Below are 26,445 nucleotides of genomic sequence, written 5' to 3' on the forward strand. Positions count from 1 at the left end.
ATGATTATTCTTGGGCGGATGATTGTACGGGGAGAGAATGCATTGAATGCATCGCCGAAGGAGCAAGTAGTAAAATACTATGAATCTCTCAGGCAAAAAGACTCGTACGGGACGCAACTCTGGAGAGCGCTATTATTAGCCACCAAAGAGGCCAGCCGTAATGGTTAAACTTTCAGGTGCATGGACAGAGAAATCCTTATAAGGGGTTTCTCTGTCCTTTTTTTGTTGAAATGGGAGAGACATTTAAAATCATTATATACTTTGGCAACAAGTTAGAGTTTGGCTAAAGTAAATAGGGTTGTCTCATCGGGGCTGTGGTAGCTGGTTAAATTATATTTATTAGGAGGAAGTACATGGGAACGGATTTAAAGCATACACCATTATTTGAATCTTATAAAAAGTATGGTGGGAAAACAATTGATTTTGGCGGATGGGATTTGCCAGTGCAATTCTCCTCTATTAAAGCTGAACATGAAGCAGTTCGCACAAAAGCTGGATTATTTGATGTTTCACATATGGGAGAAATTTTTGTTGAAGGTTCAGAAAGTTTAGCTTATTTACAAAAACTTGTGACAAATGATGTTTCCAAAGTGGCAATTGATCAAACTCAATATACAACAATGTGCTATGAAGATGGCGGTGTTGTAGACGATTTACTTATATATAAACTTGCAGAAAATCGCTACCTATTGGTCGTGAACGCTGCGAATATTGAAAAAGATTTCGAGTGGATGAACAAACAATTGTTTGGAAATGTAGAACTGACAAATCGTTCATCAGAATTTGGACAATTAGCACTCCAAGGCCCACTAGCTGAAAAAGTTTTACAGAGATTGACCGAAACTAATTTACAGGATATAAAGCCTTTCCGTCTGAAACAACATGTAGTCATTAAGGGATATGATACATTAGTATCTCGAACAGGATATACTGGCGAAGATGGTTTTGAAATATACGCTTCAAATGAAGCGACAGTTGCACTTTGGGACATTATTTTAAGTGCAGGCGAAGCGGAAGGTGTAATTCCGTGTGGTTTAGGGGCGCGTGATACTTTGAGATTTGAAGCATGTCTTCCGCTATACGGTCAAGAATTGTCAAGTACCATTTCCCCGCTTGAAGCAGGTATTAACTTTGTTGTGAAATTGAACAAAGAAGATTTTAATGGTAAAGCAGCTCTAGTAGCTCAGAAGGAGAACGGGGTAGCGCGTAAAAGTGTAGGGATTGAAATGATTGACAAAGGAATTCCTCGCCATGGTTATAAAGTGTTTAAAGGTGATGAAGAGATAGGTGAAGTAACAACAGGTACACAATCACCATTGACGAAACGTAATATCGGTTTAGCACTTATTAAAAGTGAATACGCTGAAATCGGGCAAGAATTAGAAGTTGAAATACGAAATCGTCGTTTGAAAGTAAAAACGGTTGAAACACCGTTTTATAAACGCCAAAAATAGGGAAAAGAAGAGAGGGCTTACTGCATGAAACATCGTTATTTACCAATGACTGAACAAGATCAGCAAGAAATGCTAAAGGTGATTGGCGTTTCGTCTGTTGATGAATTGTTCGAAGACATCCCAGAAAAAGTTCGATTTAAAGGTGAATTAAATCTAAAACCTGCAAAATCGGAATCAGCATTATTAAAGGAATTGGCGCAACTTGCAAAACAAAATGCAAATAGTGATGAATATGTATCGTTTTTAGGTGCAGGTGTATATGACCACTACAAACCCGTAATTGTAGACCATGTTATTTCTCGTTCAGAATTTTATACAGCTTATACACCATATCAACCAGAAATATCACAAGGTGAACTACAAGCAATCTTTGAGTTCCAAACAATGATTGCTGAATTGACAGGCATGGACCTTGCAAACTCTTCTATGTATGATGGTGGAACTGCTCTTGCCGAAGCTGGTATGTTGGCAGCAGGACAAACAAGACGTAAAAAGATACTAGTATCAGATGCTGTTCATCCAATCGCGCTAGATGTTGTGAAAACTTATGCATACGGTCAATCAATCGAAGTTGTGAATGTTCCACTAAAAGATGGTGTTACGGATTTAGATGCTCTAAACAACTTGATTGATAATGATACTGCAGCAGTTATGGTTCAATATCCTAATTTCTATGGTCAAATTGAAAACGTTCAAGCTATTTCTGATGCAATTCATGCAGTAAAGGGAATTTCTATCGTATCAGCTAATCCTCTAGCTCTAGCTATTTTAACTCCACCAGGTAAAATGGATGCAGATATTACAGTTGGAGATGCGCAACCTTTTGGTATTCCAGAAGCCTTTGGCGGACCGCACTGCGGTTACTTTGCAACAACAAAGAAACTAATGCGTAAAGTGCCTGGAAGATTAGTCGGTGAAACAGTTGATGAAGATGGACGTCGTGGTTATGTACTTACTCTACAAGCACGTGAGCAACATATTCGTCGTGAAAAAGCAACATCGAATATCTGTTCAAACCAAGCTTTAAATGCATTAGCTGCATCTGTAGCAATGACTGCACTAGGTAAAAAAGGCGTCCAAGAAATGGCTAAACAAAATATTTTAAAAACACATTACGCTAAAGAAGCCTTTGAAAATGCGGGATTTGAAGTTCCTTTCAAAGGACCACATTTCAATGAGATTGTTGTCAAAGTGGAAGGCTCTGTTCAAGCATTAAATGATGCATTATTCGAAAAAAATATTATTGGTGGATTTGATTTAGGAAAAGTGAGTCCTGAACTTGAAAATCATATTCTAATTGCAGTCACTGAACAACGTACAAAAGAAGAAATCGACGCACTCGTGCAAGAAATGGGGGCTCTACAACATGCATAAAGAAAACCAACCACTTGTTTTTGAATTATCTAAAGAAGGCCGTGTAGGCTATAGCTTATCAAAAGTAGATGTACCGGAAGTAGAACTATCAACTATCTTACCTTCTGAGTTTATTCGTACAGAAGAAGCTGAACTTCCAGAGCTTTCAGAATTAGATATTATGCGTCATTATACTGCACTATCTCGTCGCAATCATGGTGTAGACTCTGGTTTCTATCCACTTGGTTCTTGTACGATGAAATATAATCCAAAAGTCAATGAAAATGTTGCAAGATTCCCAGGCTTTGCTAATATACATCCATTGCAAGATGAAAAAACAGTTCAAGGTGCTTTAGAGCTCATGTATGACTTACAACAACATCTGATTGAAATTACCGGAATGGCTGAAGTAACATTGCAACCTGCAGCTGGTGCTCATGGGGAATGGACAGCGCTAATGATGATCCGTGCTTTCCATGAAGCAAATGGAGAAACTGGTCGTACAAAAGTTATCGTTCCAGACTCAGCACATGGCACAAACCCAGCATCTGCAAATGTTGCTGGATTTGACATCGTCACTGTGAAATCAGATGAAAATGGCTTAGTAGATTTAGAGGATTTACGCAAAGTTGTTGGTCCTGATACGGCAGCATTAATGTTAACAAATCCTAATACTTTAGGTCTTTTTGAAGAACATATCCTTGAAATTGCAGAAATTATTCATGGCGTTGGCGGTAAAGTTTACTATGATGGGGCAAATTTAAACGCTGTTATGTCTAAAGCAAGACCAGGTGATATGGGATTTGACTGTGTACATTTGAACTTGCATAAAACATTTACCGGCCCTCACGGTGGTGGAGGCCCAGGTTCAGGTCCTGTAGGTGTAAAAGAAGATATGATTCCATTCCTTCCAAAGCCTGTTCTAGTTAAAACAGAAAATGGCTATCAATTTGACTATGACCGTCCTCAATCTATCGGGCGTGTAAAACCTTACTATGGTAACTTTGGTATCAATGTACGTGCATATACTTATATTCGTTCAATGGGCCCTGATGGCTTAAAAGCTGTCACTGAAAACGCAGTGATCAACGCAAACTACATGATGCGTCGTTTACAACCATATTACGAATTGCCATACAATCGTCATTGTAAACATGAATTTGTGTTAAGTGGAAGTCGCCAGAAAAAACTAGGAGTCCGTACGCTCGATATAGCAAAAAGACTGTTGGATTTTGGTTATCATCCACCAACAACTTACTTCCCATTAAATGTGGAAGAAGGGTTAATGATAGAACCAACAGAAACTGAATCTAAAGAGACGCTAGACGCTTTCTGTGATGCTATGATTCAAATAGCAAAAGAAGCAGAAGAAACGCCTGAAATCGTACAAGAAGCACCTCATACGACTGTAATAAGCCGTTTAGATGAAACACGAGCTGCACGCCATCCAGTTTTGAAATATGTAAAACCAAATGAAACGGTAGAAGTATAAAAAGAATAATCGATTTAATCTGAAAGTAAAGACGATTCACTCCGATAATCATATTGGAGATGAATCGTCTTTTTATTGAATTTTATAGTTCCTTTAGTATGTCGAAATTCCTGGATTTTAATTTGAAAAGAGAAATAAAATCGAAAAAATGGAGTTTCTTCCTATTATATATACCCAGGAAATGAAGTGGGAAATAAAATCTTAACTAATTGCGTATGAAAGAGCAGTATTATGCTTAAAATGGAAATGCCTAGTACTAATGAGGATCTCAGGAGAGCGATTCTTCAAGTTAAAGTTTTAATTCAAAATATAAAAAATATTACTTTTTACTGAATATATAAATGGTTCAACTAATTCTAAAAAGAAAAAGAAAGCCATTTCATATTTGAAATGACTTTCATATTTTTAGAAGAAAACTATTTGACTTTAATTTTACCGTGCCAGTTTTTGTAGCCGCCTTCTAATTGATACAATTCATTGTATCCTTTTTTCTTTAAAAATAATGCAGCACGTGCGCTACGGCCAGCATTTTGGCAGTAAAGATAAACCGGTTTATCTGGGCGAAGCTCATGATAACGGTTGCGAAGTTGAGTTGTTGGTAGGTTACGAGCACCTAAAATGTGTCCACCTTCAAATTCTTTTAATTCGCGAACATCGATTAGTTGCGCTTTACGATAACCTTTTTTAAATTCTTCTTCATTTAAAGTAATTACTGCTTTTTTTAAGCGTAATGCGTTAATTAGTGCGTAAATAATAATTACGCCAAGGATGATTAATATTGTATATAACCAACTCAAGTTGCCTTACCCCTTTCTATCTATAAATAATATTATAAAAGAAGAACTAGCGATAGTCCAATGACTTTGTTAAAATAGAAAAGTTGATATAAAAGGGAGACGATAAAATGACAAATAAATGGTATTTTATTAATTCAGGTCCATGTAGTCCAGCATATAATATGGCTCTAGATGAAGCGCTTCTACATTGGCATAGTAAAGGTTTAATTCCACCAGTAATTCGATTTTACGAATGGAATCCTGCAACACTCTCTATCGGATATTTTCAACAAGCAAAAAAAGATATCAATTTCGAACAATTACATAGATTGAATTTAGGATTTGTCAGACGCCCAACAGGTGGACGCGCAGTCCTACATGAGCATGAGTTAACTTATAGTGTCATCGTGTCAGAAGACTATCCAAATATGCCTAAAACGGTCACTGAAGCTTATAAAGTGATTAGTGAGGGATTATTATTAGGGTTCAGAAATTTAGGCTTAGATGCGTATTTCTCTATTCCTGATACAGAAGAAAAAAGAGATATTTTAAAGAATCCAAAAAGTGCAGTTTGCTTTGATGCTCCTAGTTGGTATGAACTTGTTGTAGAAGGAAAGAAAGTCGCTGGTAGTGCACAAACTAGACAAGAAGGCGTAATTTTACAACACGGTGCTATTTTAATCGATTTAGATGATGAAAAATTGATATCACTTTTCAATTTTCCATCAGACGCATCGAAGGAACGCATGCGCAAACATTTACCACAAAAAGCAGTGGCTATCAATCAATTAGCAAATCGAAGAGTAGATGTAGAAACTTGTACTAAAGCATTCCACAAGGGATTTGAAGATGCTCTTCATATTGAGTTGATCCCTTATGAATTGACACAAGAACAAAAGGATTTTGTTGAAAATCTTGCAAAAACAAAGTATGCAACAGATGAATGGAATTTCAGAAAATAGTAGGTTTTTAGTCTTATTTTTTGTGGTAAAAAGACGAAAAATCCTAAAAAACGCGATATAACAACGTTCTTTGAAAAAAAAGACCATTTGCTTTTCTAATCAATATATAGTATCGTATTTAAATGTAAATATACTATATATTGTGTTTTGCTATAAGAATAGGGGGCGGATGGTATGGTACTTGCATCGCAACATCATCATCAGACAATCGACATTAAACAATTAAACAAAGACATTCAACAATTTCCTCAAGTTCATTCCATCACAGAGGATATGCATATTACTCATAAAGGTGTATCTAGACTTGTGATGATTGACCGTTATTCTTTTAAAGATACTGAAAAGAAAACGTTAAAAGCTGGGGATTTTGTTGTTTTAACAGTAAAGGCAGATCCGAAGTTCCCTGCTCGTGGACTTGGTTATATCGTTTCAATCGATGAAACAACTAAAAAAGCAAAAATCTTAATCGAGGAAGACTATCGTAGTGCAATTGATGATCCAGAAGAACAAGCTTCAGGAATTGTTTCTCGTTCATTAGATGTTATTGAAAAACCTTTAGAAGTCTTTTATGAACAAATAGCTAAACGTAATGCTACAGGTTTAGCATCTGTTGAAAAGACAGAAGAAAAACGTAAAGAATGGTATCAAAAATTTTATAAACAGCTTGTAAATTTAAACTTCATCCCTGCCGGACGAGTTATTTATGGAGCAGGCTCCGGTACGGATGTTACATATTTTAACTGTTACGTAATGCCATTTGTTGCTGATTCACGTGAAGGAATAAGTGATCACCGTAAACAAGTAATGGAAATTATGAGTAGAGGTGGCGGTGTTGGCACAAACGGTTCAACATTAAGACCGCGTAATACATTGGCTCGTGGTGTAAATGGTAAATCATCAGGTTCTGTATCATGGTTAGATGATATTGCGAAATTGACACATCTTGTAGAACAAGGCGGATCACGTCGCGGTGCTCAAATGATTATGTTATCTTGTACGCATCCTGATATCTATGAATTTATTATTTCTAAAATGCAAAATCCACGTATATTGCGATTCTTAATCGAAAATACAAAGGATGAAGAGATTAAACGTCTTGCAAAAGAAAAACTTAAATTCACACCATTAACAGAACAAGAAAAGGCTATGTACCAAGGAATCATAAATTATAAAACAATTCCTGGTTTCGGCGGATTTAATGAGGGTATTTTCAAAGATGCAGAAGCAAAACTAAGAGATGGCGGAACTTATACAGTTAACAACCCAGAATTCTTAACAGGTGCCAATATTTCTGTCACATTGACAAACGAATTCATGGAAGCTGTTGAAGATAATAAAGAGTTTGAGCTACGTTTCCCTGCAGTTGAAACTTATGACGAAAAAGAAATGGCAATTTATAACGAAGAATGGCATAAATGTGGCGATGTTCGTGAATGGGAAGCTATGGGACATGCTGTTCGTACATATCGTACGATTAAAGCACGTGAGCTTTGGAATTTAATCAATATCTGTGCTACCTATTCAGCAGAACCTGGTATTTTCTTTATCGATAATGCCAATGAAATGACAAATGCAAAAAGTTATGGACAAAAGGTTGTTGCAACTAACCCTTGTGGTGAACAACCATTAGCGCCATATTCAGTTTGTAACCTAGCTGCAGTAAACCTAGCTCAGTTTGCAAAGAAAGACACAAAAACAGTGGATTTCGAAGCACTAAAAGAAACAGTTAGAGTAGGCGTACGCATGCAAGATAACGTAATCGATGCTACACCATACTTCCTTGAAGAAAACCGTGTACAAGCACTAGGAGAACGTCGTGTAGGACTAGGTGTTATGGGTCTTGCGGATTTACTTATCTACTGTGAAAAAGAATATGGATCTGAAGAAGGTAATATCCTAGTAGATGAGATCTTTAAGACAATTGCTATTACAGCTTACGAAACATCTACAGAATTGGCAAAAGAACGCGGTAGTTTCCCATTCTTAGTAGGCGAAACGGAAGAAGATACAGCTGTTCTTCGTAAACGTTTCACAGAAACAGGTTTTATGAAAAAAATGCCAGAATATATACGTCAATCAGTAGTAGAAAACGGTATTCGTAATTCTCATCTATTAACAGTTGCACCTACTGGTTCTACTGGTACAATGGTGGGCGTCTCAACAGGTTTAGAACCTTACTTCTCATTTACTTATTATCGTAGTGGACGACTTGGTAAATTTATCGAAGTAAAAGCAGATATTGTCCAAGAATATTTAGAAGCACATCCAGAAGCGGACGAAAATCATCTACCAGAGTGGTTTGTGACTGCAATGGAATTAGCTCCTGAAGCACATGCAGATGTACAATGTATCATTCAACGTTGGATTGATAGTTCAATTTCTAAAACTGTTAACGCCCCACGCGGTTATACTGTAGAACAAGTTCAAAAAGTGTATGAACGTCTTTATAAAGGTGGCGCAAAAGGCGGTACAGTTTATGTTGATGGAAGTCGTGATTCTCAAGTGTTGACATTAAAAGCCGAAGAGAATCATATGGATGAAACAGTAGTTGAAGAAAAAGTAATTGAAAAACGTCCAGTTGTTCTTGTAGATACTATTCAAGATCTACGTTCTACTAACGTAACAATTGGTTCAGAAGTCGGAAATACTTGCCCAGTATGTCGCAAAGGGACAGTTGAAGAATTAGGTGGCTGTAATACTTGCACAAACTGTGGTGCTCAACTAAAATGTGGATTATAAAATAGACAAAATTAGAAAGGGCATGTATGAAAATTCCTTTTAAGATATGCCCTTTATGATAGATGGTAGAGTCTTGATTCGACCGGCGCAGGAGTATTACTTCATAGCGGATATTTGTTCTAGAAAGAAGGTGGCTGCCTCATAAGTTTTATGCTTATGGGACAGTCCTTTTTTAATAATTAAAGGAGCTGAAAAGATGAATATATTATGGGACTTTGACGGTACAATTTGTAATACATACCCAGCATATGCAAAGCTTTTTTGTCAAATGATTAATAAGAATGTAAGTTATGACGAAGTATTACAACATTTGAAGATATCATTTTCTAATGCGTTTGAATATTTTCAATTAACTAGCAAAGAGATTGAAGATTTTATGAAACAAGATGAACAGTTGGATGTTTCTAAATTGCCTCCATTTGCAAATATTGAAAATGTACTTAGACTAGCAGATCAAAATGTAATTATGACGCATAAAGACAAAGCAACAGTAGAGAAAGTTCTTCATCACTATAATCTTGCACAATACTTTTCTGAAATTGTGACACCAGAAGATGGGTACCCCAGAAAACCAGACCCTGCATCTTATGAATATTTACATCGAAAATACGACTTAACATTAGCAATTGGTGATCGAGAACTCGATTTAATACCTGCTAAAAAAGTAGGGATTTATACTTGTATGTTCCAAGGGGAAAGTGAGGTAGCCGATTTCTATATTACTGATTATGCAGAGTTTAATAATACTTGGATAAAATTCAAAGGGAAACAAAAGGAACCTTTTCGACATTAATATATTATATGATTTCAAATACTCTAAACGGACCTAAAAGCCATATTGAGATTTCATAATATTAATACTTCTTGTAATCCTTTTCATGTTAAAATAAAAGGAACTGCAAGGAGTTGAAACACATGTACAATAAAATTGCTGGCTTAATCTTTCCAGCTTTTACGATGCTGACATTAACTGTATTAGCAATGTTCGGTCTTTTCGGTGAAGGTGATGTCAACAAATCCTTCTTTCTATTAGGGATAGTCATTATTTTTCCTTTAACATTCTTAATACAGGGGATATCATGCGCAACTAATAATATTAATCCTTTTTTGGCTCTACTCGTATCTTATATAGCATTTACGATAGTTATTCTTTCATTTTTAAATAGTTCCGCTTGGGGATATTCAATCTATTATTTAGTATTTTGGCTAGTCGGTTTCTTTGGAGCAAAAGGTATGAGAAAGTGGAGGAGTCGAAAGAAATAAAAAATGCAAGGTGCTGTTAAGCGCCTTGCATTTCTTTTTGTTCTGGGATTTTTGTCGGATCCTTTTCAATTTCTAATAACTTATTAAATGAAGCGATTGCCACTTCTACTTGATCGTCTTTAGGTTCCTTTGTTGTTAAAAGTTGTAACCATAATCCTGGATAACCTAAGAAACGAAGCACCGGGATATTACGGCAAGCATTTGTGGCTTGTAACACCTCGAATGCTACACCAAGCACAACTGGTATTAGTAGGATGCGGTCCACAATTCGTAGCCAAAATGGATCTGTTGGTACTAAGAAATAGATGAACATCCCTACAATTACTGTAAAGAGCATAAAACTACTCCCACAACGATAATGAAGGCGAGATTGTGCTTGAACATTTTCTACTGTCAATGGTAGCCCGTTTTCAAAGCAGTTAATCACCTTATGCTCAGATCCATGGTATTGGAATACACGTTTTATCAGTGGTGTTAATGATACAAAATATATGTAACCTAGTAAAAGAATAAGCTTAAATCCACTTTCCAGTAATATCTGTGCAGTTTTCCCAGGAAGCCAAGTGTGAAATAGTTGTGCAAGAAATACTGGGATTAACGTAAAGATGAATTTTCCAAAGATGAAAGATAAAATACCGATAGCAGCAACACCGAGCCATACTTCTAGTTTTGAGCCCTCTTCTTTTTCTTCTGTCTCTTCTTCACCTGGATTTACACCATATCTAGCACTCGCAAAGTTTAAGTGTTGAGAACCATTAGCTGCTGATTCTATTAACGCGATAATCCCGCGGATAAAAGGGATTTTTTTAAGCTTTTTTAATTTTGGATTTGCTTTCCGAGCCACATAAAAGTATTCGATAGAATTGTCATTTCGACGAATAGCAGTTACTGTATGTTCTCTACTGCCCATCATGACACCTTCAACCAAAGCTTGTCCTCCATATACGGGAGGATTTGATTGTTTTTTCACGATTTACACCGCTCTCCTAGAATATATATTAAAACTGCTTTCATTGTACCAAAAATTTCATAGAAAGCTCTAGGGAAAGCATATTATTATTGGATTTTGTCTATCCTTTTGATGAAGGAGGGGTTATTTTGAGGTTTTATGTGTATTTATGGACTATTTTATCAAGTTCTCTCACGTTTTTATTTTCGCTAAAAATACTGCATGTGTTTAAATTTATAAAATTTTCACCAATTGGTTGGGCGGAAAATTTGAATGTATATGATCACGCCCATCCACTTGTTAAATGGTTTATCCTTTGGATATTTATAATGGTGATTATTGCAATTTTATTTGCATTAGGTGAATTAATGAAAAATATTAAAATGAATTTTATAGCTATTTTGTTAGCGGCTTTGTTTGTGTGGCTAATTGAGTGGTATATGCAAAAAACGCCTAATATCCATAAATTTTCAATTCCATTAAGTGTGATTATCGCGATACACCTTCTGTGGATATTAGAAACTGCCTCATTTCACGCCAAAGTTAGAAGCTTAGATTCTCGAAATAAATTGCCCAATTCCGATCAATAATGTGCTAAAATAAGAATATTATGAAAAGGAACATATTGGGGGGATTTCTGGATGAAATATTTAGTTTTAAATGGTCCAAACCTGAATCGTTTAGGTAAAAGAGAACCTACAATTTACGGTTCTGAAACTTTACAAGACATTGAATCACAGCTAAAAAAGCTTGCAGAAGAATATGATGCAACAATTGAATGTAAGCAGTCGAATTATGAGGGACAGTTAATAGATTGGATTTATGAAGCTGAAGATTCAGGAGTAAATGGAATTGTATTTAATCCAGGTGCTTATACTCACACTAGTATTGCATTAAGAGATGCAATTGCTGGTGTGGATATCCCAGTAGTTGAGATTCATATTTCTAATGTACATAAGCGCGAGGAATTCAGACATCACTCGTATCTTGCCCCCGTTTGTGTAGGACAAATCACAGGACTTGGTACATTCGGTTATCAAGCTGCATTACGAATGTTTTTAGAAGCGGAAAGAGGGGAATAGACAGCGATGGAAAAACTAGAAAAATTACGTAAAGCACTTCAAAAACAAAACTTGGATGCATTATTAATCACCAATGATTACAATCGTCGTTATATGACAGGTTTTACTGGAACAACAGGTGTTGCGATTGTATCGCTTAATGATGCTGTGTTTATCACAGATTTTCGTTATACAGAGCAAGCTAGCGAACAGGTAAAAGGATATCGTATTGTTGAAAACAAAGGTACGATTATGCAAGAAATCGCTAACCAAGTACAATTGATGGGTATAAAAACACTTGGTTTTGAAAAAAATAACGTAACCTTTGAAATGTATGAAATCTATTCTAAGCTAATTTCAGCTGATTTAGTGGGCGTTTCTGGAATTGTTGAAAATATTCGCTTGATAAAGAGTCCAGAAGAGATTAAAATTATTAAGGTCGCTTGTGAGATTGTGGATGCCACATTCGAACATATTATTCAGTTTATCAAACCTGGAAGAACAGAACTTGAAGTTTCTAACGAAATGGAATTCTTCATGAGAAAACTTGGTGCTACTTCATCTTCATTTGACACCATTGTTGCTTCCGGTTTGCGTTCAGCATTGCCACACGGCGTTGCAACTGATAAAATAATTGAAAAAGGTGATTTAGTCACTTTAGACTATGGTGCTTTATACAATGGCTATATCTCTGATACAACACGTACAGTTGCTGTTGGTGAACCTGCTGATCAACTAAAAGAAATTTATCAAATTGTTTTAGAAGCTCAATTACTTGGACTTGAACAATTTAAGCCTGGTATGACGGGCATTGAAGCGGATGCAGTTGCACGCGATTATATTAAGAAACATGGCTATGGAGATGCATTTGGTCATTCAACTGGCCATGGGATTGGTTTAGAAGTACATGAAGGTCCTGCATTATCAATGCGCTCAAGTGTAGTATTAGAACCAGGAATGGTCGTAACATGCGAACCAGGGATCTATCTACCAGGTATTGGTGGCGTACGTATTGAAGATGATACGCTTATTACAGCGACTGGCAATGAAAAATTAACTCATGCCCCTAAAGAATTAATCATCTTATAATTTAATATTGGAGGATATTTAGAAATGATTTCAGTAAATGATTTTAAAACAGGATTAACAATTCTTGTTGATGGTAACCTATTCCGAGTTATCGAATTCCAACACGTAAAACCAGGTAAAGGTGCTGCTTTCGTACGTTCAAAATTACGTAACCTACGTAATGGTAACGTTGCAGAAAAAACTTTCCGTGCTGGTGAAAAAGTAGAAAAAGCACAAATCGATACTCGTAAAATGCAATATTTATATGCTTCAGGTGATTCATATGCATTCATGGATATGGAATCATACGAACAAATTGAACTTACAAAAGAACAATTAGAATATGAACTACAATTCTTACTAGAAAACATGGAAGTATTCATCATGATGTTCGAAGGTGAAATCCTTGGTATCGATCTTCCAAATACAGTAGAACTTACAGTAGCAGAAACTGAACCAGGTATTAAAGGTGATACTGCAACTGGTGGTTCTAAACCAGCAACTCTTGAAACTGGCTTAGTTGTAAACGTACCATTCTTCGTTAACGAAGGCGATAAATTAGTCATCAACACTTCTGATGGTTCTTACGTTTCTCGTGCTTAATTAAATCAGCACAACAGTAGAAAAAATAAGGATGCTGAGGCATAGTTTGTTTCAGCTCATAAAAAGGGGAATTGCGATATGCAATTCCCCTTAGTTTTTTTAAATTGAAAATATGCGATGAGGGAATCTACTCTTATCGCATATTTTTTCGTTAGAGACATTCATGCAAAGATATCAGTTTTTAAACCTGCACCTTTTTGCAGACAGAAAATCACAGTGATACTTTCTTTTTTGCATATTTTTTTTAGCTATACATAAATTGAAATGAGAGGAGGGACGACTTCGGAACTTCAAGATTTATTACGAATTGCTGGCATAGGACTTGTCTTAGGATTATTGCATGTTTTCTTTGAACAAACAGGGAAAAAAGAGTTTTCATTTTTTCTTAATTTTATTGCTTATTTATATATAACTATAGAATTATTAAGATTTATGCGTCTCTTCTTTGATGAGATCATTACATTTTTCCAATGGTTGATGACGTCATAGATGGTGTTCTTATTCTTTATATTGCTGTCACTTTTGCTTTTGGTAGGTATACAAATGACGTCACCGGCACTACATCGGTTATTAGCCATTGTATACTTTTTTATATTATGGAGTTATTTAATGATGCGAGTAGTACTACCTTTTTGGCAAAGATTAAAGACATTTTACTTGTTTGATCTACCTTTTTTGCCTTTGATATTAGGTAGTTCCTTGCTCTATTTATGCTCTATTATCATTTCAGAAATCCTTGAAGAAAACGATTATAGTAGTATTGCTTTTATTAGTCATCTTGCTATTAAAATTTGGATTGCTACACTTTGGTTGGACAAGTTAGGTGAACTTTTAAAACAATGGGAAAAGCTATTAGTGCCATAGGGAGGGTGGGGAAATCGAACAACTAACTGCATTTTTTTTAGAACCTTTTAAAGAACAAATTTTTTCACTACGTTCTTTTTTTCTATACGCATTCCTGTTTCTATGTATTAATTGGCTTATTCCATCAATGAAAGAGTGGACAAGATTTTTCTTTTTAATCGTTGTCATCATGGTCACTATTCGTCCTGTATTTGATGCATTCGATGAAATGCGAAATATAACAAACCAATTGATGCATATTTATGTTGTGTTATCCCCATTGTTAACTTCATCTTTGCTTCTTGGATCAGGACTATTTTCTGTTTTAGCGATTAGTCCTGTTTTTTTGATGTTTTTACAAACAATTTTAGTAGTTGTTTCTAAATTTTTAATCCCTATGTTAATAGCTGCATTTGTTTTTGATTTTATTACTAGAATGTTGCCGGATTTATCATTTGCGAAGATGTCAGATTTTCTACGAATGTCAGTATTAAGTATTGTCTCTGCATCTGTTGTTGTCTACACCATGTTACTCGCAGCAAATGGTGTCATTGCCGGATCTTTTAGTAATGATATATCTGAACCTATTAAAAGACTTATACAGCAGAATATACCGATTATTGGATCTCTCGTGACAGAATCGCTCAATACATTTAAAACGTATTCTTCTACTGCTATTGTGACGACAAGCACTGGATTATTAATCTCAGTTTGGGGAGTAACAATCATACCAACCGTTAAGATTTTAGTCTTAGGGTTTAGCTATCGATTTATGGCTGCAGTTTTAGAACCATTTACGGATAGCAAGGTGAATGGCCTCATCGAAGATATTAGTAAAACGCTCTTTATATTATGTGCGGTTTCTTTTTTAATAGCGTTTGCTTACTTTTTTACTATTATGATGGTAGTTCTAATGATACAAATGCAAATTGGCAGGGGAGGAGCATAGTAAAGTGTCTAGCTTCTTGTTTGGCTTATTGATATACAGTATTATCGGGAAAATTATCCTATTGCTCATTCCAAAAGATTATGAAGAGGAATCCAATATTCTATTAAAAATGTTTGTCGCATTATATTGTATAAACTATTTCTTTTTATAACTAGTTTTGCATATTGTGTACAAGACATTCATAAGATGAACTAGTTGTTAATGTATTGAAGGAGGAGATGTCCTTGGAAAAGCACCAAACATCAAAAAAACGCGGTTCCTCATTGCAGCAGTCATCATTGTATTGCTTCTAATTAGTGGTTTTTGGAGCCTTACCAAAGGAACAAAAGATGATGTCAATACATCTAAGAGCGCTTCACAGCAATATAACCAATTAACATCTATTTTAAGTTCAATTGAAGGCGTAGGGAAGGTCATGGTCTACTTTTATTATGACCAACCAAGCGGAGAAGCAAAAAATGATGACACATCATCATTAAGCCAATATTTTAGTTGGCAACAAAATGCGGAAAGCAAACAAAAAGTAACAGGCGTTTTAGTAGTGGCAGAAGGAGCTGATTCTATAACGGTAAAAAAAGATCTTGTTACAGTGTTATCTAGTGTGTTAGAAATACCATCTCATCGTATTGTTGTACGACCAATGGAAAAAAAGGAGGATTAATTTTGAAAGTAAAAAAGAAAGCAGTATGGTTTTTAACATTACTAAGTTTAGTTGCGGTTATCTCAGTGTATTATTTGTCTAATCCTGTGACACCATTTAATGGACTGGCAATTTTTAGCGATTCGTTAAAGGACACACAAATCAGTGATATTGCTAGTAAAACAGGAAAAACTACTCCAGTAACAACAGAAAGTCATCTGTTTGAAGAGATGCGTATGGAATTACAGAACAAACGTAGTGAATTAAAAGAAACATTAACTCAAAAAATTGCTTCATCACAATATACTGCCGAAGAAAAAAATGATGCATTTAACGAAATTGATGCAATTACTAAAGATGAGTCTAACGAAGCAATGTTAGAAATGTTGATCAAAACTTTAGGATATTCTGATGCTTTTGTACGAGCTGAGGACAACCAAATTCGTGTTACAGTACAGGCAAACGAATTATCAAAAACAAAAGCAAATGAGATCATTTATGTCGTAAAAAAAGAGATGAATGAGACTGGAAAAGTAGTCGTGGATTTTCAATCTGAAACAATTAACTGAATTTTGAGCGAATTTTCTTGAATAATGATAATTTTTAAATAAGTGTTTAAAAATTGTAATAAACGCGATAGAATAAGGGATGTATTATATTACACAAAAGTTAGGGGAGCAATGTATGTTGAAAATTCAAGAAATTCGCGAAATTATTAAGTTAGTAGATGCTTCATCAATCGATGAATTCGTATATGAAGTAGATGACACTAAAGTGAAACTTAAAAAGAATGGTACTAAAACTATTGTAACTGATGCACCTGCACCAGTTGCTAAAACAGTTACACCAGCGCAAACAGCACCAGCAGCACCAGTTGTTGAAGCGCCAAAAGCACCAGTAGCACCAGTTGCAGAAAAAACAGCACCAAAAGCTGAAGTAGCAAATGATGCATCATTACACAAAATCGTGTCACCAATGGTTGGTACTTTCTATAAAGCGCCAAATCCTGAATCTCCAGCATTCGTTCAAGTAGGAGACAAAGTGGGCGAAGAATCTGTTGTTTGTATCGTAGAAGCGATGAAACTATTCAATGAAATTGAAGCAGAAGTACAAGGGGAAATTGTTGAAATTCTGGTAAATGACGGCGAATTAGTGGAATACGGTCAACCTTTATTCCTTGTAAAAGAAAACTAAGGGAGGTTTACCACATGAAAAAAGTATTAATCGCAAATCGCGGTGAAATCGCGGTACGTATTATTCGTGCATGTAAAGAATTGGGGATTCAATCTGTAGCTGTTTATTCAGAAGCAGATAGTGATGCACTTCATGTACAATTAGCTGATGAAGCTTATTGTATCGGTTCAAAATTTTCTAGTGATAGTTATTTAAAAATTGATCGAATTCTAACTGTAGCTGAAAAAACAGGTTGCGATGGTATCCACCCAGGATATGGTTTCCTTGCTGAAAATGCTAGCTTTGCAGAAGCTTGTGAAGATGCAGGAATTACTTTTATCGGACCAACTTCAGATGCCATTAAAATAATGGGGATCAAAGATATTGCAAAAGATACAATGATTGCCGCAGGTGTTCCAACTGTTCCAGGTTCAAAAGGTCTAGTAGCAGATGAACACGAAGCCGTTGAAGTAGCAAAAGAAATTGGATATCCAGTTATTATTAAAGCTACTGCCGGTGGTGGGGGTAAAGGGATCCGTGTTGCACGTGATGAAGCAGACTTGATCAAAGGTGTGCAAATCACTCAAAAAGAAGCAGCTGCTGCTTTCGGGAACCCTGGCGTATACTTAGAAAAATTCATAGAAGATTTCCGTCACTGCGAAATTCAAGTATTAGCTGATAACTATGGTCACACAATCCATTTAGGTGAACGTGATTGTACTGTTCAAAGACGTATGCAAAAATTAGTTGAAGAAGCACCTTCTCCAGCTTTATCAGAAGAACGTCGTGCTGAAATGGGTGAAGCAGCTGTTAAAGCAGCAAAAGCTTGTGGTTATCGTGGTGCAGGTACTGTTGAATTTATATATGATTACAAAGAGGACAAGTTCTACTTTATGGAGATGAATACTCGTATCCAAGTAGAACACCCAGTTACAGAAGCAATTACAGGTATCGATTTAGTTCGTGAACAGTTAAAAATTGCATCTGGTGAAAAATTGGTGTATAAACAAGAAGATGTGAAAGTGAATGGTTGGGCGATTGAATGTCGTATCAATGCAGAAAATCCATCTAAAAACTTCATGCCATCTCCAGGTAAAGTTGAAAATTATTTAGCTCCTGGTGGTAATGGAATCCGCATTGATTCAGCAATGTATCCTGGTTATGCAATTCCACCTTATTACGATTCAATGGTTGCAAAACTAATTGTACATGCTGATACTCGTGAAGAAGCCATTGCTAAAATGAAACGAGCTTTAGGTGAATTTATTGTTGAAGGACCTGGAATCCATACAACAATTCCTTTCCACGAAAAACTAATGGATCATGAAGTATTTAAATCAGGGAAATTTAATACAAAATTCCTTGAAGAAAATGACGTTATGAATTCTTAATAAGTGAAAGGGGCGAACTCTATGGCTGAAAAAGTCGTACAATCTCTACCTCAAAATACACCTTCTGGTAAGGATGAATTGGGTAAGATTGAGGTTGCACCTGAAGTCATTGAAGTTATTGCGGGAATTGCTACAACAGAAGTAGAAGGGGTCTCTAAAACAAGAGGTAACTTCGCAACTGGTGTTGTAGAAAAATTCGGTAAAAAAGTTCATGGTAAAGGGATTAAAACAGAGTGGACTGAAGAAGGCTTAATTGTGGATGTCTATTGTTTTGTACAATATGGAGTATCTGTAGCTAAAGTAGCAAAACAAGTTCAAACTCAAATCCGAGAAGCAATTGCCAATATGACATCTCACACAACAAAAGAAGTGAATGTACATATTACTGGGATTTTATTTGACCAGGTGAACGACGCAAAAACTGATAACTAACAAAAAAGATGCCTTTACGGGCATCTTTTTTGTTTTTGCTGAAGAAGAAAAAGAAAGTGTACATAAATGAGTTCTGGAGGATTTAAAAAGTATGAAAATGTGGATTAACTCATTTTCTTATTTAGAATAGCAATTTTGAAAATTAAACTTCAATGACCGTAGATTGAGGCTCGAAATGCTATGATTACACCTGAAATTTCGTCAATTACCATTTATTTCTTAATATATTATTTTGATTTTTCTAAACATATAACAATCCATGCGGTTCAGGCTTTTTTATGATAGAATAAAAATACTTGTAAACAAATGAAACACTTCACATAATGGACTTTTTGTGATGATACTTGCTATTTTTTAATAAATAGTGCCTCACAATAACCAGATGTAGTAGTATAAAGGAGAACAAATTAACATGAAGCGACGAGAAGCGCGTGAAAAAGCCTTACAAACACTTTTTCAACTAGAAAATACAGAGTTAACAATTCAAGAAGCAATGGAACACGTTATGGAAGAAAGAACAGATGCATTTTATGAAAAATTAGTATCTGGAACTGTTCAACATCAATCAGAAATTGATACTGCATTAGCGGAAAAACTTGAAAATTGGTCATTCGATCGCATAGCGAAAATTGAACGCACAATTTTACGCTTAGCGGCTTATGAATTGATGTATACACCAGAAACTCCAAAAAGTGTTGTATTAAACGAGGCAATTGAGCTAAGTAAAACATTTGGTGACGACAAATCAAGTAAATTTGTAAATGGTGTATTATCAAAATTCGCATAATATATTACAAAAAAGCTGAATTTGGGAGTGTTAACAAGATGTCAGGTAAACTAATTAACGGTAAAGAAATTGGCAATACAATTCGAAAATCCATTCAACAAGAAGTGAATGCTTTAAAAGAACAAGGTATTAATCCAGGTCTAGCAGTTATTTTAGTAGGTGACGATCCTGCCTCACATACGTATGTTTCGAACAAACAAAAATCATGTGAACAAATGGGAATCTACTCAGAGCTTATCAAGCTTTCAGCAGACGTCACAGAAGAAACATTGTTACAACAAATTGAACGTTTAAACGAAAATCCAGCAATTGATGGTATTTTAGTTCAATTACCACTTCCAAAGCATATCGATGAACAAAAAGTAATCGCCACAATCTCTCCAGAAAAAGATGTTGATGGTTTTCATCCAATTAGTGTAGGGAAAATGCTGTTAGGGCAACCTACATTCTTACCTTGTACCCCATTTGGTGTTATGAAATTACTCGAATATTCAAATGTAGATATTAGGGGAAAACATGCTGTCGTAATAGGTAGAAGTCATATTGTTGGCGTTCCGATGGGACAACTATTACTACAAAAAGATGCAACAGTTACATATTGTCATTCAAAAACACCTGATTTAAAAGCTATAACTAAACAAGCAGATATTTTAGTAGTTGCAACGGGTCGTGCAAAAATGATTGGTGCAGAACATGTAAAAGATGGAGCTGTCGTTATTGATGTCGGAATGGACAGAGATGAAAATGGCAAACTATGTGGTGATGTAGACTTTGATGCAGTCATCGATAAAGTTTCAGCAATTACACCAGTTCCAGGTGGCGTTGGTCCAATGACAATTACAATGTTATTATTCAATACATTGCAATCTGCTAAAAAAAAGCTATCATAAGACAAATGGTCACAAAACAGGTAAAATAGTAACGTCAAGGCTGTTTTTCTAGCGAAAGACAGCCTATTTTAAATGTTAAGGCTGGCTCGACCAACTGTAATAATCACTTGAGTACTTGAATCGATAGCTAAGACCAAGGACAGAAATGATTATAAAGCGTTAATATAAAAGTCGCTAATAAGTAGATAGATAAGGAGTTTGAAGATTTGACAAGCACACCTTATTTAACCGTACAAGCATTAACAAAATATATAAAAAAGAAATTTGATGTGGATCCTCATTTACGTAATGTATATGTAAAAGGGGAACTTTCAAATGTAAAACACCATGGCTCAGGCCACGTCTATTTTACGTTGAAAGACGAAAAAGCACAGATCAAATCAGTTATGTTCGCTTCCAGTGCTAAACGATTAAAGTTTAATCCTGAAAGCGGTATGAAAGTACTGATTAAAGGTGACGTAAACGTTTATGAAAGTGGCGGACAATATCAATTATACGCACAAGGAATGGAACCAGATGGACTTGGAAGTTTATATTTAGCTTTTGAGCAGTTAAAAGAAAAACTTCAAAAAGAAGGGCTTTTTTCGGATTTATATAAAAAGCCAATTCCAACCTTCCCTAGAAAAGTGGCCGTCGTTACAGCTACAACAGGTGCAGCTATTCGAGATATCTGTACGACCATTAAACAACATTATAAATTGGCGGATATCGTTATTTTCCCAGCATTAGTACAGGGTGAACATGCTGCGAAAAGTATTGTAAAAGCAATTGAACAAGCAAATAATACACCTGAAATTGATACGTTAATCGTGGCACGTGGTGGTGGCTCTATAGAAGATTTATGGGCATTCAATGAAGAAATCGTAGCAAGAGCTATATTCGAAAGTGCACTTCCCGTTATTAGTGGGGTTGGTCACGAAACGGATACGACTATTGCAGATTTAGTAGCTGATGTGAGAGCTGCTACACCAACTGCTGCTGCAAAGCGTGCAGTACCTAGTAGCGAAGAACTGGCAAAATATTTGCTCACAAGAAAAACACAATTATTCCAATTGACACAGGCTCGTATTAAACACGAGAAATCAAAATTAGAGCGCTTACAAAAATCCTACCCACTAGCGTATCCAGAGCGAATCTATCGACCTTTTATTGAAAAAATTTCAAGAATGGAAGATAGATTACATCAAAGTATTCGGGATTATGTAAAAAACCAAAAATTTTCTATTGCTCAAATAGATCATCGCTTACAGCTTTGCTCACCATTGCAACAATTACGCTATGAAAAGACGAGAGTCGAAAATGATGAAAAATTGCTTAAAAAGGCAGTTCTGCAACAACTTAATCTAAGAAAAGAAGAATTTCGTTCGGTCATTAGAACACTAGAGGCACTTAATCCTTTATCTATTATGACCCGAGGATATAGTCTAACTTATCACAATGGAAAAGTGCTAAAGTCGATTAAAGACATTAAAGAGCACGATGAAGTTGAATTTCATCTACATGACGGTACAGCAAATGCAACAATCACATCGATTACAAAGGAAAATAAGGGGGAGTAATGGATGACTAGTAAGAAACAAACTTTTGCTACATCAATCAATGATTTAGAGGCAATTGTTCAACAACTTGAACAAGGTGATGTACCATTAGAGGATGCTATTGAATTATATAAAAAAGGTATGCAATTATCACAGTACTGCCATGAGCAGTTAACGAAAGCTGAAGAACAACTTGTTTCTGTTATGGATGAAAATGGCAAGGAAACACCGTTTGAACCAATAGGAGAAGAGGGAAAAGGTAAATGACGCAACATTTAAAGGACTTCATGAATGCGAATATTCCAATGGTTGAAAAACGCATGAATGATCTTGTAAAAGAAATTACAGCACCAGATATATTAAAAGAAGCTATGCTTTATTCATTAAATGCAGGTGGTAAACGTGTTAGACCATTATTTGTACTAGCTGTTATGGACCATTTCAATGTAGAAGATGATGCAGCTTATACTGTAGGTGCTGTCATTGAAATGATTCATACCTACTCTTTAATTCATGATGATCTTCCAAGTATGGATAATGATGATTATCGCAGAGGTAAATTAACTAATCATAAAGTATATGGAGATGCTTTTGCCACTCTTGCAGGAGATGCATTAAATACAATTGCCTTTGGTATTTTAGCTCGTATGGAACAAGTGGATGCTCAAAAACGTCTAGAACTTATAGATAAACTAAGCGTAGCAGCTGGCGCAGAAGGTATGGTAGGAGGACAAATCCTTGATATAGAAGGAGAAACAAAGTCACTAACATTGCCGGAACTAGAAAAAGTGCATGTCCATAAAACGGGAGCTATTCTTCGATTTAGTATCGAATCAGGAGCTATCTTGGCAGGCGCCTCTGAAAAGGAAAAAGCCATTTTGGTGGAATATGCTCATCATATTGGTTTATGTTTCCAAATACAAGATGATATTTTAGATATTGTGGGAACTACAGAACAACTAGGAAAAACAGCAGGAAAAGATGTTGCAAGTGATAAAAGTACTTATCCTGCACTTTTAACTTTAGATGGAGCAAAAGACAAACTTCATGTACACTATAATTTAGCTATTGAAGCATTAGAAAAATTGCCATCTGAAAGTAATTTATTAAAAGAATTTGCCGAATATATTGTTCATCGTAACAAATAAAAACTCTTTTAATTTTGTGCAATTGTTTATCACTGCTATAATGGTAAAAAACAATGTGCGATGAATCTACAATGAAAAGGTGTGTGATGGCGATGGATTTAAATAGTATCTCAAGTCCATCCTTCTTAAAAGAATTAAATTCAAAACAACTTCGTGACTTAAGCTATGATATTCGAAAGTTTCTAATCAAAAAATGTTCGAATACAGGTGGACATATCGGTCCAAATTTAGGGGTTGTTGAGCTAACAATCGCACTTCATCGTGCTTTTAATAGTCCGAAAGATAAACTTCTATTTGATGTTGGACATCAAGCTTACGTTCATAAAATCCTTACAGGTCGTGCATCAGAATTTGATACACTTCGACAATACAAGGGATTATGTGGTTTTCCAAAACGTATCGAAAGTGAACATGATGTGTGGGAAACTGGACATAGTTCAACATCACTTTCTGCAGCTATGGGTATGGCAGCAGCACGGGATGTAAAAGGAGAACATAATTATATCGTTCCAATTATAGGTGATGGTGCTTTAACAGGTGGTATGGCGCTGGAAGCATTGAATCATATTGGACACAAAAAAACAAATATGATCGTCATTTTAAATGATAATGAAATGTCAATCGCACCAAACGTTGGTGCTGTTCATAATATTTTAGGTCGCCTTCGCACAGCGAGCCAATACAATAAAGTAAAAGACGATTTAGAAATGTTATTGAAGAAAATACCGGCAGTAGGCGGTAAATTAGCCTCTACAGCTGAACGAGTAAAAGATAGTTTAAAATATTTACTTGTGTCTGGTGTCTTCTTTGAAGAACTTGGTTTTACTTATCTTGGACCAATAGATGGTCATAATTTTGATATGCTCGAAGAAACATTACAAAACGCTAAAAAAATGCAAGGACCTGTTATTATCCATGTAATCACGAAAAAAGGTAAAGGGTATTTACCAGCTGAAAACGATAAAATTGGTACTTGGCACGGTACTGGCCCTTATAAAATTGAAACAGGGGATTTTGTTAAATCAAAAACAGCAGCGCCAGGTTGGTCCAAGTTAATCGCGGATACAGTTTCTCGAATCGCTCGTCAAGATGATCGAGTGGTAGCTATTACACCAGCAATGCCTGTAGGTTCAAAATTAGAAGGATTTGCAAAAGAATTCCCAAATCGTTTTTATGATGTTGGGATTGCGGAACAGCATGCGGCTACAATGGCTGCGGGAATGGCTGCTGCAGGTACAAAACCGTTTTTAGCAATTTATTCTACGTTCTTACAGCGTGCATACGATCAAATGCTACATGATATTTGTCGTCAAAACTTAAATGTTGTGATCGGTATTGATCGTGCTGGATTGGTTGGTGCAGATGGGGAAACACATCAAGGTGTATTTGACATTGCGTTTTTACGTCACATGCCGAATATTGTGATCATGATGCCGAAAGACGAAAATGAAGGCCAACATATGGTCAAAACGGCATTTGATTATGAAGATGGTCCAATTGCACTTCGCTATCCGCGTGGTAACGGTTTAGGTGTGCCAATGGATGCTGAATTACATGATATTCCGATTGGTACATGGGAAGTGCTAAGAGAAGGAAAAGATGCAGCAATTGTAACATTTGGTACAACAATTTCATTAGCTGAACGTGCAGCCAATATTCTTGCTATAAAGGGTATAAATGTTGAAATTGTCAATGCACGATTCATCAAACCAATGGATGAAGAAATGTTACATCGCCTTATGCAAAGCGGAAAACCAATCTTAACGATTGAAGAAGCAATGCTTGAAGGCGGCTTTGGCAGTGCTGTATTAGAATTTGCGAATGATCATAGTTATTCAACAGATATGATTGATCGAATGGGTATACCAGATACTTTCGTTGAACACGGTAGTGTAGATTTGTTGCTTCGTGATTTGCATATTACAGACGAAGAAGCTGCAAAGAAAATCGAAAATCTAATCGCAAAAAATTCAAAAAAGCAAGCAGGTTTGAAAGCATAATGACAACAAAAATTCCAAAAGAACGCGTTGACGTATTATTAGTACAACGTGGCTTATGTGAAACAAGAGAAAAAGCAAAACGGACAATTATGGCAGGTCAAGTTTTTTTAAAGGAAGTTCGCATCGATAAGGCGGGAGAGAAAATTCCCGTCGATAGCGAATTGACGATTAAAGGACATCAATTACCATATGTAAGCCGTGGCGGTTTAAAATTAGAAAAAGCATTAAAACTGTTTGATGTGGATGTCAAAGACAAATTGATGCTAGATATCGGTTCCTCAACGGGTGGTTTTACGGATTGTGCATTGCAAAATGGTGCAAAACACTGTTATGCATTAGATGTTGGTTCGAACCAATTAGCTTGGAAAATTCGTTCTGATGATCGTGTAACAGTGATGGAAAAGACGAATTTCAGATATGTAACAGCTCCCGATTTAGTAGAAGGCTTACCTGATTTTGCAACAATCGATGTATCTTTCATATCTTTAGAACTCATCTTACCGGTTTTGAAAACACTTCTTTTACCTGGTGGAAATGTGGTCGCTCTAGTGAAACCACAATTTGAAGCAGGAAAAGAAAAGGTCGGAAAAAAAGGTGTAGTACGGGAAGCAAAAACGCACTTAGAAGTTCTAGAAAAAATCGCTACATTTGCTGAATCTATAGGATTTGTTGTAAAAGATGCATCTTATTCACCTATAACAGGTGGTGAGGGGAATATTGAATTCTTATTCCATCTTTATAATCCAAAAGCTGGGGAAGAAATAAAATCCTACACAGATTTTGCTTCGTTAGTAAAAGAAGCACATGAACAGTTGAAGTAACGCGGTCTGAGCTTTGTCAGACCGTGTTTTTTCTTGTTAAAATAAAGAAATAATGTTACGTTATTTATAATAGAGCATAAATAGGTTCTATACTAATTGTTGGGGTTGTCAAA

The 26,445-nt window shown here is 35.8% G+C and carries 28 protein-coding genes and 1 riboswitch; of the genes, 26 read left to right on the forward strand and 2 right to left on the reverse strand.

What is annotated here, in order from left to right; translation table 11 throughout:
• Positions 1 to 18: 18 nt before the first annotated feature.
• A riboswitch (glycine riboswitch) is annotated at positions 19 to 114 on the forward strand.
• A gap of 239 nt (positions 115 to 353) precedes the next feature.
• From gcvT to gcvPB, 3 genes are read left to right on the forward strand one after another with little or no spacing between them, the layout of a single operon-like run.
• Positions 354 to 1,454, forward strand: coding sequence for a glycine cleavage system aminomethyltransferase GcvT (gcvT, locus tag CW357_RS13205; RefSeq protein ID WP_124218289.1), 1,101 nt, complete (start codon positions 354 to 356; stop codon positions 1,452 to 1,454).
• A 24-nt stretch (positions 1,455 to 1,478) separates the two neighbouring features.
• Positions 1,479 to 2,828, forward strand: coding sequence for an aminomethyl-transferring glycine dehydrogenase subunit GcvPA (gene gcvPA, locus CW357_RS13210; RefSeq protein WP_124218290.1), 1,350 nt, complete (start codon positions 1,479 to 1,481; stop codon positions 2,826 to 2,828).
• Positions 2,821 to 4,299 (forward strand): aminomethyl-transferring glycine dehydrogenase subunit GcvPB, encoded by a 1,479-nt coding sequence (gene gcvPB / locus CW357_RS13215; RefSeq protein WP_124218291.1) that lies wholly within the window; start codon positions 2,821 to 2,823, stop codon positions 4,297 to 4,299. Before gcvPA ends, gcvPB begins: the two co-directional genes overlap by 8 nt.
• Positions 4,300 to 4,715: 416 nt before the next feature.
• Here the strand turns inward: gcvPB and CW357_RS13220 are convergent, their stop codons facing one another.
• Positions 4,716 to 5,096 (reverse strand): rhodanese-like domain-containing protein, encoded by a 381-nt coding sequence (locus CW357_RS13220; RefSeq protein ID WP_119416327.1) that lies wholly within the window; start codon positions 5,094 to 5,096, stop codon positions 4,716 to 4,718.
• Positions 5,097 to 5,203: 107 nt separating this feature from the next.
• Between CW357_RS13220 and CW357_RS13225 the strand changes: the two genes are divergently transcribed.
• From CW357_RS13225 to CW357_RS13240, 4 genes are all read left to right on the forward strand, one after another.
• Entirely contained in the window at positions 5,204 to 6,037 is an 834-nt protein-coding gene (locus CW357_RS13225) for a lipoate--protein ligase family protein (RefSeq protein ID WP_119416326.1), read from the forward strand.
• A 174-nt stretch (positions 6,038 to 6,211) separates the two neighbouring features.
• Entirely contained in the window at positions 6,212 to 8,776 is a 2,565-nt protein-coding gene (locus CW357_RS13230) for a vitamin B12-dependent ribonucleotide reductase (protein WP_119416325.1), read from the forward strand.
• A 196-nt stretch (positions 8,777 to 8,972) separates the two neighbouring features.
• A complete protein-coding gene (locus CW357_RS13235) occupies positions 8,973 to 9,569 on the forward strand; it encodes an HAD-IA family hydrolase (RefSeq protein WP_119416324.1) in 597 nt (198 codons plus the stop codon).
• A 122-nt stretch (positions 9,570 to 9,691) separates the two neighbouring features.
• Positions 9,692 to 10,039: a hypothetical protein gene (locus tag CW357_RS13240; protein ID WP_119416323.1), complete on the forward strand. Its 348-nt coding sequence runs from the start codon at positions 9,692 to 9,694 to the stop codon at positions 10,037 to 10,039.
• 16 nt (positions 10,040 to 10,055) lie between these two features.
• Here CW357_RS13240 and CW357_RS13245 read toward each other — a convergent pair whose 3' ends face one another.
• Complete coding sequence (locus tag CW357_RS13245; protein WP_124218298.1) at positions 10,056 to 10,952, reverse strand: DUF1385 domain-containing protein; 897 nt, start codon at positions 10,950 to 10,952, stop codon at positions 10,056 to 10,058.
• Positions 10,953 to 11,098: 146 nt separating this feature from the next.
• Between CW357_RS13245 and CW357_RS13250 the strand changes: the two genes are divergently transcribed.
• From CW357_RS13250 to CW357_RS13340, 19 genes are all read left to right on the forward strand, one after another.
• Complete coding sequence (locus CW357_RS13250) at positions 11,099 to 11,578, forward strand: hypothetical protein (protein ID WP_147414510.1); 480 nt, start codon at positions 11,099 to 11,101, stop codon at positions 11,576 to 11,578.
• A gap of 51 nt (positions 11,579 to 11,629) precedes the next feature.
• The gene (aroQ, locus tag CW357_RS13255; protein WP_119416321.1) at positions 11,630 to 12,070 is read left to right on the forward strand and encodes a type II 3-dehydroquinate dehydratase; all 441 of its coding nucleotides are present in this window, start codon (positions 11,630 to 11,632) and stop codon (positions 12,068 to 12,070) included.
• Between the two features lie 6 nt (positions 12,071 to 12,076).
• Positions 12,077 to 13,138, forward strand: coding sequence for a M24 family metallopeptidase (locus CW357_RS13260; RefSeq protein WP_119416320.1), 1,062 nt, complete (start codon positions 12,077 to 12,079; stop codon positions 13,136 to 13,138).
• A gap of 24 nt (positions 13,139 to 13,162) precedes the next feature.
• The gene (gene efp / locus CW357_RS13265; RefSeq protein WP_119416319.1) at positions 13,163 to 13,720 is read left to right on the forward strand and encodes an elongation factor P; all 558 of its coding nucleotides are present in this window, start codon (positions 13,163 to 13,165) and stop codon (positions 13,718 to 13,720) included.
• Between the two features lie 264 nt (positions 13,721 to 13,984).
• Complete coding sequence (locus CW357_RS13270; protein ID WP_119416318.1) at positions 13,985 to 14,209, forward strand: SpoIIIAC/SpoIIIAD family protein; 225 nt, start codon at positions 13,985 to 13,987, stop codon at positions 14,207 to 14,209.
• Positions 14,210 to 14,263: 54 nt separating this feature from the next.
• Positions 14,264 to 14,584, forward strand: coding sequence for a hypothetical protein (locus tag CW357_RS13275; RefSeq protein ID WP_124218293.1), 321 nt, complete (start codon positions 14,264 to 14,266; stop codon positions 14,582 to 14,584).
• Between the two features lie 127 nt (positions 14,585 to 14,711).
• The gene (locus CW357_RS13280) at positions 14,712 to 15,512 is read left to right on the forward strand and encodes a stage III sporulation protein AE (RefSeq protein ID WP_119416316.1); all 801 of its coding nucleotides are present in this window, start codon (positions 14,712 to 14,714) and stop codon (positions 15,510 to 15,512) included.
• A 283-nt stretch (positions 15,513 to 15,795) separates the two neighbouring features.
• A complete protein-coding gene (locus CW357_RS13285; protein ID WP_124218294.1) occupies positions 15,796 to 16,173 on the forward strand; it encodes a hypothetical protein in 378 nt (125 codons plus the stop codon).
• Positions 16,174 to 16,175: 2 nt separating this feature from the next.
• Positions 16,176 to 16,721 (forward strand): SpoIIIAH-like family protein, encoded by a 546-nt coding sequence (locus CW357_RS13290; protein WP_119416314.1) that lies wholly within the window; start codon positions 16,176 to 16,178, stop codon positions 16,719 to 16,721.
• A gap of 115 nt (positions 16,722 to 16,836) precedes the next feature.
• Positions 16,837 to 17,346: an acetyl-CoA carboxylase biotin carboxyl carrier protein gene (gene accB / locus CW357_RS13295; protein WP_119416313.1), complete on the forward strand. Its 510-nt coding sequence runs from the start codon at positions 16,837 to 16,839 to the stop codon at positions 17,344 to 17,346.
• A 14-nt stretch (positions 17,347 to 17,360) separates the two neighbouring features.
• Entirely contained in the window at positions 17,361 to 18,716 is a 1,356-nt protein-coding gene (gene accC / locus CW357_RS13300) for an acetyl-CoA carboxylase biotin carboxylase subunit (protein ID WP_119416312.1), read from the forward strand.
• 21 nt (positions 18,717 to 18,737) lie between these two features.
• Positions 18,738 to 19,148: an Asp23/Gls24 family envelope stress response protein gene (locus CW357_RS13305; RefSeq protein ID WP_119416311.1), complete on the forward strand. Its 411-nt coding sequence runs from the start codon at positions 18,738 to 18,740 to the stop codon at positions 19,146 to 19,148.
• A 412-nt stretch (positions 19,149 to 19,560) separates the two neighbouring features.
• Complete coding sequence (gene nusB / locus CW357_RS13310; RefSeq protein ID WP_119416310.1) at positions 19,561 to 19,935, forward strand: transcription antitermination factor NusB; 375 nt, start codon at positions 19,561 to 19,563, stop codon at positions 19,933 to 19,935.
• A gap of 38 nt (positions 19,936 to 19,973) precedes the next feature.
• Positions 19,974 to 20,825, forward strand: coding sequence for a bifunctional methylenetetrahydrofolate dehydrogenase/methenyltetrahydrofolate cyclohydrolase FolD (folD, locus tag CW357_RS13315; protein ID WP_119416309.1), 852 nt, complete (start codon positions 19,974 to 19,976; stop codon positions 20,823 to 20,825).
• A gap of 206 nt (positions 20,826 to 21,031) precedes the next feature.
• On the forward strand, positions 21,032 to 22,384 hold the full coding sequence (xseA, locus tag CW357_RS13320) for an exodeoxyribonuclease VII large subunit (RefSeq protein ID WP_119416308.1): 1,353 nt from the start codon (positions 21,032 to 21,034) through the stop codon (positions 22,382 to 22,384).
• 3 nt (positions 22,385 to 22,387) lie between these two features.
• Positions 22,388 to 22,630, forward strand: a complete 243-nt coding sequence (locus CW357_RS13325) for an exodeoxyribonuclease VII small subunit (protein ID WP_119416307.1) — start codon at positions 22,388 to 22,390, stop codon at positions 22,628 to 22,630.
• Positions 22,627 to 23,511: a polyprenyl synthetase family protein gene (locus CW357_RS13330; RefSeq protein WP_124218295.1), complete on the forward strand. Its 885-nt coding sequence runs from the start codon at positions 22,627 to 22,629 to the stop codon at positions 23,509 to 23,511. The genes CW357_RS13325 and CW357_RS13330 overlap by 4 nt, the downstream gene beginning before the upstream one ends.
• A gap of 92 nt (positions 23,512 to 23,603) precedes the next feature.
• Entirely contained in the window at positions 23,604 to 25,511 is a 1,908-nt protein-coding gene (gene dxs / locus CW357_RS13335) for a 1-deoxy-D-xylulose-5-phosphate synthase (protein ID WP_124218296.1), read from the forward strand.
• Positions 25,511 to 26,332: a TlyA family RNA methyltransferase gene (locus tag CW357_RS13340; protein ID WP_124218297.1), complete on the forward strand. Its 822-nt coding sequence runs from the start codon at positions 25,511 to 25,513 to the stop codon at positions 26,330 to 26,332. Before dxs ends, CW357_RS13340 begins: the two co-directional genes overlap by 1 nt.
• Positions 26,333 to 26,445: the final 113 nt, after the last annotated feature.

This window comes from Rummeliibacillus sp. TYF005 (assembly GCF_003844195.1).
In the GTDB taxonomy this organism is placed as follows: domain Bacteria; phylum Bacillota; class Bacilli; order Bacillales_A; family Planococcaceae; genus Rummeliibacillus.

Excerpts from the sequence above, each read along its gene's own strand:
- gcvT (WP_124218289.1), top strand. The coding sequence starts at position 354 with ATGGGAACGGATTTAAAGCATACACCATTATTTGAATCTTATAAAAAG.
- gcvPA (WP_124218290.1), top strand. The coding sequence starts at position 1,479 with ATGAAACATCGTTATTTACCAATGACTGAACAAGATCAGCAAGAAATG.
- gcvPB (WP_124218291.1), top strand. The coding sequence starts at position 2,821 with ATGCATAAAGAAAACCAACCACTTGTTTTTGAATTATCTAAAGAAGGC.
- CW357_RS13225 (WP_119416326.1), top strand. The coding sequence starts at position 5,204 with ATGACAAATAAATGGTATTTTATTAATTCAGGTCCATGTAGTCCAGCA.
- CW357_RS13230 (WP_119416325.1), top strand. The coding sequence starts at position 6,212 with ATGGTACTTGCATCGCAACATCATCATCAGACAATCGACATTAAACAA.
- CW357_RS13235 (WP_119416324.1), top strand. The coding sequence starts at position 8,973 with ATGAATATATTATGGGACTTTGACGGTACAATTTGTAATACATACCCA.
- CW357_RS13240 (WP_119416323.1), top strand. The coding sequence starts at position 9,692 with ATGTACAATAAAATTGCTGGCTTAATCTTTCCAGCTTTTACGATGCTG.
- CW357_RS13245 (WP_124218298.1), bottom strand. The coding sequence starts at position 10,952 with ATGATGGGCAGTAGAGAACATACAGTAACTGCTATTCGTCGAAATGAC.
- aroQ (WP_119416321.1), top strand. The coding sequence starts at position 11,630 with ATGAAATATTTAGTTTTAAATGGTCCAAACCTGAATCGTTTAGGTAAA.
- CW357_RS13260 (WP_119416320.1), top strand. The coding sequence starts at position 12,077 with ATGGAAAAACTAGAAAAATTACGTAAAGCACTTCAAAAACAAAACTTG.
- efp (WP_119416319.1), top strand. The coding sequence starts at position 13,163 with ATGATTTCAGTAAATGATTTTAAAACAGGATTAACAATTCTTGTTGAT.
- CW357_RS13270 (WP_119416318.1), top strand. The coding sequence starts at position 13,985 with ATGAGAGGAGGGACGACTTCGGAACTTCAAGATTTATTACGAATTGCT.
- CW357_RS13275 (WP_124218293.1), top strand. The coding sequence starts at position 14,264 with ATGACGTCACCGGCACTACATCGGTTATTAGCCATTGTATACTTTTTT.
- CW357_RS13280 (WP_119416316.1), top strand. The coding sequence starts at position 14,712 with ATGAAAGAGTGGACAAGATTTTTCTTTTTAATCGTTGTCATCATGGTC.
- accB (WP_119416313.1), top strand. The coding sequence starts at position 16,837 with ATGTTGAAAATTCAAGAAATTCGCGAAATTATTAAGTTAGTAGATGCT.
- accC (WP_119416312.1), top strand. The coding sequence starts at position 17,361 with ATGAAAAAAGTATTAATCGCAAATCGCGGTGAAATCGCGGTACGTATT.
- CW357_RS13305 (WP_119416311.1), top strand. The coding sequence starts at position 18,738 with ATGGCTGAAAAAGTCGTACAATCTCTACCTCAAAATACACCTTCTGGT.
- nusB (WP_119416310.1), top strand. The coding sequence starts at position 19,561 with ATGAAGCGACGAGAAGCGCGTGAAAAAGCCTTACAAACACTTTTTCAA.
- folD (WP_119416309.1), top strand. The coding sequence starts at position 19,974 with ATGTCAGGTAAACTAATTAACGGTAAAGAAATTGGCAATACAATTCGA.
- CW357_RS13325 (WP_119416307.1), top strand. The coding sequence starts at position 22,388 with ATGACTAGTAAGAAACAAACTTTTGCTACATCAATCAATGATTTAGAG.
- CW357_RS13330 (WP_124218295.1), top strand. The coding sequence starts at position 22,627 with ATGACGCAACATTTAAAGGACTTCATGAATGCGAATATTCCAATGGTT.
- dxs (WP_124218296.1), top strand. The coding sequence starts at position 23,604 with ATGGATTTAAATAGTATCTCAAGTCCATCCTTCTTAAAAGAATTAAAT.
- CW357_RS13340 (WP_124218297.1), top strand. The coding sequence starts at position 25,511 with ATGACAACAAAAATTCCAAAAGAACGCGTTGACGTATTATTAGTACAA.